This is a genomic window from Promicromonospora sp. NPDC052451 (assembly GCF_044547525.1).
Classification (GTDB): domain Bacteria; phylum Actinomycetota; class Actinomycetes; order Actinomycetales; family Cellulomonadaceae; genus Promicromonospora.
Map to the genome: position 1 here is coordinate 38,525 of NZ_JBIUAP010000013.1, position 8,701 is coordinate 47,225.

Annotated in this window: 7 protein-coding genes; 5 read left to right on the plus strand and 2 right to left on the minus strand. The window is 73.6% G+C overall.

Features of this window, described 5'->3' with window-relative positions; all coding sequences use genetic code 11:
- The first annotated feature begins 368 nt into the window (after positions 1-368).
- Both ACIG47_RS20715 and ACIG47_RS20720 read left to right on the plus strand, forming a co-directional pair.
- Positions 369-2,312 carry a trypsin-like peptidase domain-containing protein gene (locus ACIG47_RS20715; protein ID WP_397432980.1) on the plus strand — a complete coding sequence of 648 codons (1,944 nt, stop codon included), beginning with the start codon at positions 369-371 and terminating at the stop codon, positions 2,310-2,312.
- Between the two features lie 104 nt (positions 2,313-2,416).
- Positions 2,417-2,989: a GNAT family N-acetyltransferase gene (locus ACIG47_RS20720; RefSeq protein WP_397432981.1), complete on the plus strand. Its 573-nt coding sequence runs from the start codon at positions 2,417-2,419 to the stop codon at positions 2,987-2,989.
- Positions 2,990-2,999: 10 nt separating this feature from the next.
- On the opposite strand, the gene ACIG47_RS20725 is transcribed toward ACIG47_RS20720, so the two are convergent.
- Positions 3,000-3,629 (minus strand): TetR/AcrR family transcriptional regulator, encoded by a 630-nt coding sequence (locus ACIG47_RS20725; protein ID WP_397413028.1) that lies wholly within the window; start codon positions 3,627-3,629, stop codon positions 3,000-3,002.
- Positions 3,630-3,756: 127 nt separating this feature from the next.
- On the opposite strand from ACIG47_RS20725, the gene ACIG47_RS20730 reads away from it, so the two are divergent.
- Together ACIG47_RS20730 and ACIG47_RS20735 are read left to right on the plus strand one after the other, a co-directional pair.
- The gene (locus ACIG47_RS20730) at positions 3,757-4,350 is read left to right on the plus strand and encodes a DUF6230 family protein (protein WP_119140063.1); all 594 of its coding nucleotides are present in this window, start codon (positions 3,757-3,759) and stop codon (positions 4,348-4,350) included.
- On the plus strand, positions 4,341-6,173 hold the full coding sequence (locus ACIG47_RS20735; protein WP_397432982.1) for a DUF6114 domain-containing protein: 1,833 nt from the start codon (positions 4,341-4,343) through the stop codon (positions 6,171-6,173). Before ACIG47_RS20730 ends, ACIG47_RS20735 begins: the two co-directional genes overlap by 10 nt.
- A gap of 62 nt (positions 6,174-6,235) precedes the next feature.
- Here the strand turns inward: ACIG47_RS20735 and ACIG47_RS20740 are convergent, their stop codons facing one another.
- The gene (locus ACIG47_RS20740; RefSeq protein WP_397432984.1) at positions 6,236-7,717 is read right to left on the minus strand and encodes an isochorismate synthase MenF; all 1,482 of its coding nucleotides are present in this window, start codon (positions 7,715-7,717) and stop codon (positions 6,236-6,238) included.
- Between the two features lie 142 nt (positions 7,718-7,859).
- Between ACIG47_RS20740 and ACIG47_RS20745 the strand changes: the two genes are divergently transcribed.
- Entirely contained in the window at positions 7,860-8,555 is a 696-nt protein-coding gene (locus ACIG47_RS20745; protein WP_397432985.1) for a demethylmenaquinone methyltransferase, read from the plus strand.
- Positions 8,556-8,701 lie beyond the last annotated feature (146 nt).

The window sequence follows — 8,701 nt, forward strand, 5'->3', positions numbered from 1 at the left end:
CGGCTGACTGGGCGGACCGGCTGACAGGGCCTGACACGGCATGATCGGTGCGACCGGCTTGATCGCGTCTGTGGCTCAGGCCCCGGGGGTGCGGCTCTGCCCCGGCCTCGGCGGATCGGTCCCTTGCTGTGTTCTTCCTGGCTGCTTCGGTCCGTTGCCGCGGGATCGGTCGCCCGATCGACCGATCTCGCGGCAACTGACCGAAGTGGCTTCGGCGGCGGGGGCAAGGGACCGATCTGGATGTTCAGGTGCCGAGGCAGGCGGTCCTTCCAGTCGGCGTCGAGGGCGTGCAGGGAACTCACAGGTACACGTAAGGGTGGGACAAGGATCGAGGTGTCAACTAGTGGTGACTTCAAGGAGGGTCACCGATGAACGACGAGAACAGCACCACTCCGCGGCCGGACCAGCAGGCGCCCGGGGCGCAGCCCACCGAGCAGCTGCCCGCGGCCCAGCACACGCAGCAGCTCCCGGTCCAGAACCCGGCGCCGGCCCAGGGCCCCGCGTCGGACGTGGCACCTGAGCAGTCCTCGAACGCCGGGCGTGCGCCCGCGCAGCCGTCGGCCCCCGTACAGCCCGCGGCCCCGGCGCAGCCCGTCACTGTGGTGCAGCCCGCGGTCGGCGCGCAGCAGCCGTCGGCTCCGGCGCCCGCCTCGGCTCCGGTGACCGGCGGCCCCGCCCTGCAGCCGGCGGCCCAGCACCCGACAGCCGAGCACCCGACGGCCCAGCACCCGACGGCCCAGCAGCCGGCAACCCACCAGCCGACCGCCGCGCAGGCACCCGCCCCGCAGCAGCTCGCCCACCAGCAGCCCGCCCACCAGCACTCGGCTCACGAACAGCCCGCCCACCAGCACTCGGCTCACGAACAGCCTGCCCACCAGCACTCGGCTCACGAACAGCCTGCCCACCAGACCCCGCCGTCGCACGCACCGGCAGCACACACCCCGGCCACCACCCCGGCCACCACCCCGGCCGCCACCCCGCCCTCGGTCCCCGTAGGCGCCGCCCCGGCCCCCGCCGGCGGTTCGGGCTCCGGCTACACCAACCCCTACGCCCTGCCGGCCACGGCGTCGGACGAGCCGAAGCCGACCGCGCGCAACCGCACCTGGGTGCCGGTGGTCAGCGCCGCGGCGGCCGCGGCGCTGCTGGCCAGCCTCGGCACGGCGGGTGCCATCGCGATCACCAGCGACGGCTCGGACGCGGCCTCCCTGGCCGACGTCGGGCAGTCGAGCAGCGAGAACGTACCGGTCAAGAGCTCGACCGTGCAGAACCCGAACTGGACCGAGGTCACCTCGGCCGTGCAGAAGTCCGTGGTGTCGATCCAGGTGGAGAGCCAGTCGGGCGGGGCCGAAGGCTCCGGCGTCGTGCTGGACTCCGAGGGGCACGTGCTGACCAACAACCACGTGGTGTCCGGCGCGACGACGGTGCAGGTGACGCTGAGCGACGGCCGCGTGTACGAGGCCGACATCGTCGGCACCGACCCGACGACCGACCTCGCGGTCGTCCAGCTCTCCGACCCGCCGTCGGACCTCGAGCCGGCCACCTTCGCCGACTCCGACGACGTGGCCGTGGGCGAGCCCGTCATGGCGCTCGGCAACCCGCTGGGCCTGGCGAACACGGCCACGACCGGCATCGTGTCCGCCCTCGACCGCCCGGTCACGGCCAGCGCCGAGGACGGGTCCGACCAGGTCGTGACGAACGCGATCCAGATCGACGCCGCGGTGAACCCGGGCAACTCCGGTGGCCCGCTGTTCAACGCGTCCGGTGAGGTCATCGGCATCACGTCGTCGATCGCGACCCTGTCGGGCTCCTCGAACAGCTCGGGCTCGATCGGCCTCGGCTTCGCCATCCCGGCGAACCTGGCCTCCCAGATCGGCGACCAGCTCAAGGAGGACGGCACCGCGGAGCACGCGTTCCTCGGCGTCACCCTCTCCGACGCGGAGGCCACGGCCGACGGTGTCACGCGCCGTGGTGCGGGTGTCCAGGACGTCGTCGCCGACTCGCCGGCCGGCGACGCGGGCATCCAGCAGGGTGACGTGATCGTCGCGATCGACGGCGACCCCGTCAACGGTTCGGCGTCGCTCACGGCGTTCGTGCGGGAGAAGGACGCCGGCGACAAGGCGGTCCTGACGGTCGTGCGCGACGGCAGCACCGAGGAGGTCACCGTGACGCTCGCCGTGAAGGAGGAGTCCGCCGCCACGCCGGACCAGGGTTCGCAGGGTCAGGTGCCGGGCCAGGGCGGCTCCGGATCGGACCAGAGCAACCCGAACAACATCCCCGACTGGCTCCAGGAGTTCTTCGACAACCAGGGCTGAGCCCGGCCGCACCGAGCCCCCAGGACACCCCGTGTGACCTGGGGGTTCGGTGCGTATTCGCGTTCAGCGGGTGAACCTTGCCGGGCCGGTCTAAATTGGTCCGCGTGTCTGGGACGTACACCGTGGTCAGGACCCTGGGACGGGCGGATGCCGCACACGACATCCTCGAAGAGCTGCCCGAGTGGTTCGGCATCGACCGGTTCACGCACGAGTACGTCGAGGCGGCCGCCCGCTTCCCCAACTACGTGGCGGTCGCCGCGCCCGAGGCGGAGCCGGCGTGGGCGGCGTCCGGCGGTCCGGACCCTGCCCGGGCGCGAGAGGTCGGGCCAGGTCCGGCGCACCTCGGGGCCGACGGCGGTGCCGTCCCCACGGCCGACGTGCTCGGGGTGCTGCTGCTCGACCAGCGCTACCCCACGTCGGCCGAGGTGCACCTGCTCGCCGTGCGGCGCAAGCATCATCGCTCGGGCATCGGGCGCACCCTGCTGGAACGGGTCGAGGACGACCTGCGCGCCCAGGGGGTGCGGCTGCTGAGCGTAAAGACGCTCGGGCCGTCGGCGTCCGACCCGGGTTTCGACCAGACGCGCGCCTTCTACGCCGCGTGCGGCTTCCACCCGGTGGAGGAGTTCCCCGACCTCTGGGCCGGGGACCCCTGCCTCCTGATGGTCAAGGCGCTCTGACGCCGGGGTGTCAGGGGAGGGCGGGCGAGCCGAACAGGGCCTCCGCGGCCCCCGGCACGACGGCGGCGACGACGCCGCCCAGGCTGCGCTCCAGGTAGCCGACGAGCTCCTCGGCGGCGAGGTCGGAGTTGATACCGCCGTCGACGAGCGCCTGCTCGGCCAGCGCGACCCAGGAGCGGACGGCGATGCGCAGCAGCTCGGTGTCCGGCACGCCCAGCTCCAGGAGCACGGCGAGGGCGCGCTCGGTCTGCTCGCGCCGCGCGTCCTCGATGACGGCGCGCACCTCCTCGTCACCGCTGGCCGCGCCCCGCACGAGCGAGTAGAACGTGGGCCCGTGCTCCCGCACGTAGGCGACGAGCCTGGTCAGGGTGCTGGCCAGGCGTTCGGACGGCGGCAGCTCGGGCAGCGGTTCGGACGCGTGCAGCATCGAGTCGCGGGCGCGGCGCACGATCTCGTGGTGCAGGCCGTTCTTGGAGCCGAAGTAGTAGTAGACGAGACCCGTCGAGACACCGGCTTCGGCGGCGATCTCCTCGACGGTCACCTCGGCCAGGGGGCGGTCCGCGAGGGTGGCGACCCCGAGGGCCACGAGCTGGTTACGACGTTCCTCCGGGCGCAGGCGCGTGCGTCGGGCTGTTGCCATGTGTCGAGCATATCGGGCATGCTTTGCGCCGCCGTCGGGGGGTCAATTGACGGTGACTCAGTAATCGCGCTAACGTCGCCGCGGAGCGACGATGCGGTCGCTCACATTGGGATCGAGGGGAACACCAATGAAGCTCAGCAAGCTCACGGGGTCGCGCAAGGGTCGCGTGGCCCTCGCAGTCATTCCGGTCACCATCGCCGCCAGCGTCCTGCTGGGCGGGGTCGCCCAGGGCGCCGTGCCCGTCTCGTTCGCCATCTCCGGCAGCCAGTTCAAGATCGGCGCCGACCAGCTCGCCGGCACCGGCTTCTCGCAGTACGCGGGCGTGGCCACGGCGTCGGACGGTACCCAGCACCCGGCCGCCATCGCCAACATCAAGGACGCGCAGCTCTACAACCTGTGCCAGTCCGTCGTGCAGGACACGCCGCTCGGCAAGGTCGGCCTGCTGATCTCCGCCGGCACCGGTGACGAGCCCGCGAAGGCTACCGACCTGCAGATCGGCATGAACGACCTGTCGGGCACCGCGATCTTCAAGAACATCCGCATCGGCGTGGACGCCTCGACCGTGAACACGGCCAAGAAGGGCGACGCCGGCGACTTCGCCATGGACTCCGACTCGGTCGACATCTCCAACCTGGAGCAGGTCTCCTGGAGCACGCAGGCCGCCGTCTTCCAGCTCACGGACCTCAGCCTCAAGATCACGGACGGCACCGAGTGCTTCTGAGTCCGGACGGCCAGGCGCCCGCCGGCCGCCCCGGACTTCGCGCGAGGCTCGCGGGCTGGCGCAGGGACTTCCGTCCCTGGCGCCGGCAGCGGCCGTTCGTCGGGGGTGTGCTGGTAGCGCTCGCGGGCCTGGAGATGCTCCTGTCCGGCCCGATCAAGCTGGACCAGTTCGGCATGAACATCGTGCTGCGGTTCGGCGTGGAGGGCGCGCAGGCGACGATCCTGCCGCTGGCACTGACGCTGCTCGGGATCCTCTCGATCGCGCAGCCGGTGCACCGGATCTTCTACGGCGTGATCGCGCTCGCGATCTCCGTCTACTCGATCGCGGGCGTGAACCTCGGCGGCTGGGTCGTCGGGTTCCTGCTCGGCGTGGTCGGCGGCGTCATCGTGGTCTCGTGGGCGCCGGCGCCGCAGGCGGCGGAGCGTGACCGTGAGGTCGCCGAGACGGCGAGCGGCGCGGCGCGGGACGACGATCCGGCGCCCGGTACGGACGCGAGCGGCGCGACGCCCGCCGACGAGCCGCGGTCCGGGAGCGCCGGCGAGCCCGGAGCGGGGACGTCGGACGGCGCCGCCGACAGCGACGTCGACCCGGCGCCGCAGGAGACGTCGCCGGGCGGAGGCTCGGCGGCCGACGGGTCGCGGGACGGCGCGTCGCGCGACGCCACGGCGGCCGCCGAGACCGAGGCGATCCCCAAGGTGGAGTCGCTCAGCGGCGCGCTGCGGGCGCTGTCCCAGAAGTCGGCGGCGGTCGTGGTGGCCGGAGCGCTGGCCCTCGCCGGTACGAGCGTGCCCGCGTCCGCCTCCGACGCCGACGCCACGACCCGGTCGGACGACTCGTTCTGGTGCGTCGTCTTCGGCGCCTGTGACGACGAGGGGACGGCGGATCCGTCGGCCTCGCCGTCGCCGTCGGCCGGCGCGACCGACCCGGCGACGGGCGAGACCGCCGACCCGGGGGAGGGGACCGGCGGGACCGAGGAGCCGGGCGACGGCTCCGCGGGCGACCCGGACGGGACCGGCGACTCTGGCGGTACCGGCGGCACCGGCGGTGACGGCGCGAGCTCGGCCGGCGACACCGGGGAAACGACCGGCGCGGGCACGGGCCGGGGTGACGCCGCCACGGGCGAGGACACGTCCGAGTGCCAGGAACCCACGCAGGACGGGGAGGTGCCGCCCGAGGAGGCGGACGTCGCGCCGTCCGACCCGTGCGGTGAGATCGACCCGCAGGAGACGATCGAGGAGGCGCTGCAGACCGAGCTCGGCACGTGCGTCAAGGTCAGCTTCGGCGGGAAGTACGACCTCAACGTGGCCCTGCCGGGTCAGTGCGGGGCCCGCGAGGACGGCAACGTCTTCTCGCTGCCCGCCGACCTGGAGAGCCGGGACCTGACGATCCCGCTCACGGGCATCAACGGCATCGGCCTGGCGAACGTGCCGGTCAAGGGTGACGGCGGCGGCCGCAGGGACGCGATCAAGATCTCGGCGGACAAGGTCGTCGTCGACGGGTTCTGGCTCAAGTCGTACGCCTACGACCACGGCACCGTGGCGGGCACGGACACCCGGGCGAACTTCGTCTCGCTGGAGGGCGACGCCCACATGTACGTGTCGTCGATCCACGCGAACCTGCCCGACGGTCAGGACCTCCTGGAGGTCGCGACCAAGGTGCTGGAGGGTGCCTCGCTCATCGAGCTCCTGCTCACGGCCACCGACGCGCGCATGGGCTTCCTGGGTGCCACCTCCGACATCCAGGTCTGGGACCATTTCCGCGAGCAGGTCTGGGGCGACCCCACGGACCCGATCGGCAAGGGCCCCACGGCCGGCACCCCCTGATCACCCGTTGAGTGCGGGATATCCGCCCCTCTTCGTGTGCCAGAAGGGCGGATGTCCCGCACTCAACGGGTGCCGAGGGCGTAGCGCATCGGGTCCAGCTTGGCCTCCGACTCCGCCAGCTCCGCGGCGGGGTCCGAGGCCGCCACGATGCCGCAGCCCGCGAAGAGGCGGATGTGGTGGCGGTCCTTGGCCGAGATCTCGGCCGAGCGCAGGGCGATGCCCCACTCGCCGTCGCCGTCGGCGCCCACCCAGCCCACCGGGCCGGCGTAGCGTGCGCGGTCCAGGCCCTCGATCTCCCGGATCAGGTCGCGCGCGGCCGTGGTCGGCGTGCCGCAGACGGCGGCGCTCGGGTGCAGCGCCGCGGCGAGCGACAGGGACGACGGCGGACGCCGGGCCGAGGCCGCCCCCTGGTCGGTGAGTACGCCCGTCACGTCGGTCGCCAGGTGCATCACGTTCGGCAGGTGCAGCACGAACGGCGCCTCGGGCACGTTCATGGACGAGCAGAAGGGCTCCAGCGCGGCCGCCACCGACCGGACGGCGAACTCGTGCTCCTCCAGGTCCTTCGAGGACCGGGCGAGCTGGGCGGCGCGCAGGAGGTCGGCGTCGTCCGCCGTCCCGTCGTCGGCGCCGGTGTCCGCGGCCGACGACGCCTCGGCGTGCTCGCGGCGGATGGTGCCCGCCAGCACGCGCGAGGCGACCAGGCCCTTCTCGCTGCGGACCAGGAGCTCCGGCGTCGCGCCCACCATGCCGTCCACGCTGAACGTCCAGCACGCCTCGTACGCCGTCGTGAGACGGCCCAGCAGGTGCCGGGTGTCGATCGGCTGCTCGGCGGTGGCGACGACGTCGCGGGCGAGCACCACCTTCTCCAGCTCGCCCGCCTGGATCCGGGCGATGCCCTCGGCCACCACGGCCGGCCAGTCCTCGGCACCCACCGCGCCGTCGGCCAGGGCGACCCGTCCGGGCTCGGTCACGGGCTGCCGCGGATAGGCGGACAGCAGATCCTCGCCCACGGGGGCCGACCGGTCGCCCACCAGCGAGATTGTGGTGAGCCACGACCGCTCGCCCCGCCGTCCGACGACGACGCGCGGCACGATCAGCACCCCGCTCGCCCGCGCTGCGTCCTCCTCGTCACCGGGCGAGACGTCGTCGAACGCGAAGCTGCCGAACGCGACCAGCCCGCTGCCGGGCAGGGTCACGTCGTCGTGCACCAGGGCCCGGTCGAGCACCGTGCGCCACTTGTCGTCGGCGTCGGCGAACCGGCCCGGGCCGAACGTCTCGAACCGCAGCGCCTCGCCCCAGCCCACCAGGCCGTCGCCGTGCCGCACCCAGGCCAGCGCGTTGGTGTCCGGGAGCCGGTCGATCAGCGCGGTGGCGCCGTCGGCGAGGTCGTCGATCGCGACAGTGCGGACCACGAGCTGCGGGCCGTCGGGCGCACCCCGGGGCGCGTCGTCGGACGGGAGCGGCGCCTCGGTCACCCAGACGTCGTACGGGGCGGTGGACGCGCCGGGCACGCCGGGCGCGCCGCCGGAAGGTGAAGCGATCATCAGGCTCAGGATAAGCGCGGCCGGGAGGCGCCAGGGTGCTTGGTCGCCGAGGTCACAGCGGGGCCGCTCGCCGCCGGACCCGGCGCGTCCCTGGCGCGCCCGCCGGCCCTGGACCGGCCTTCGGGCGTGGGACGATGGCGGCATGTCCCGCGCAAGCCTGGAGAAGAAGCCGGCCGAGGTCGCGTCGATGTTCGACGGGATCGCCGCCCGCTACGACCTGACCAACGACCTGATCTCACTGGGCCAGGACCGGCGCTGGCGCCGTCTCACGGTCGAGGCCGTCGCCGCGATGCCGGGCGAGCGCGTGCTCGACCTCGCCGCCGGTACGGGCACCAGCAGCGAGCCGTTCGCGGCCGACGGCGCCTTCGTGGTCCCGTCCGACTTCTCGATCGGCATGCTGCAGGTGGGCAAGCGGCGCCGCCCCGACCTGCCGTTCGTCGCGGGGGACGCCACCCGGCTGCCCTTCGCCGACGAGTCGTTCGACGCCGTGACGATCAGCTTCGGCCTGCGCAACGTCGTGGACACGAGCGCCGCGCTGAAGGAGATGCGGCGCGTGGTGCGGCCGGGCGGCCGCATCGTGATCTGCGAGTTCTCCACCCCCACCTGGGCGCCGTTCCGCAAGGTCTACCAGGAGTACCTGATGCGCGCGCTGCCGCTGGTGGCGAACGCCGTGACCCGGGACAAGGGGTCCTACGACTACCTGGCGGAGTCCATCCGGGGCTGGCACGACCAGGTCGGCCTGGCGAAGCTCATGCTGGAGGCCGGGTGGGAGCACGCCGCCTACCGCAACGTGTCGGGCGGCATCGTGGCCCTCCACCGGGCGGTCCGCGCGGCCTGACGGCGCGGGCAGCGAGGCTCGGCGAGGTGGGGGGGGGGGGGGGGGGGGGGGGGCCCCCCCGGGCCCCCCCCCGGCCCCCCCCCGCCCCCCCCGGGGGGGGGGGGGGGGGGGGGGGGGGGGGGGGGGGGGGGGGGGGGGGGGGGGTA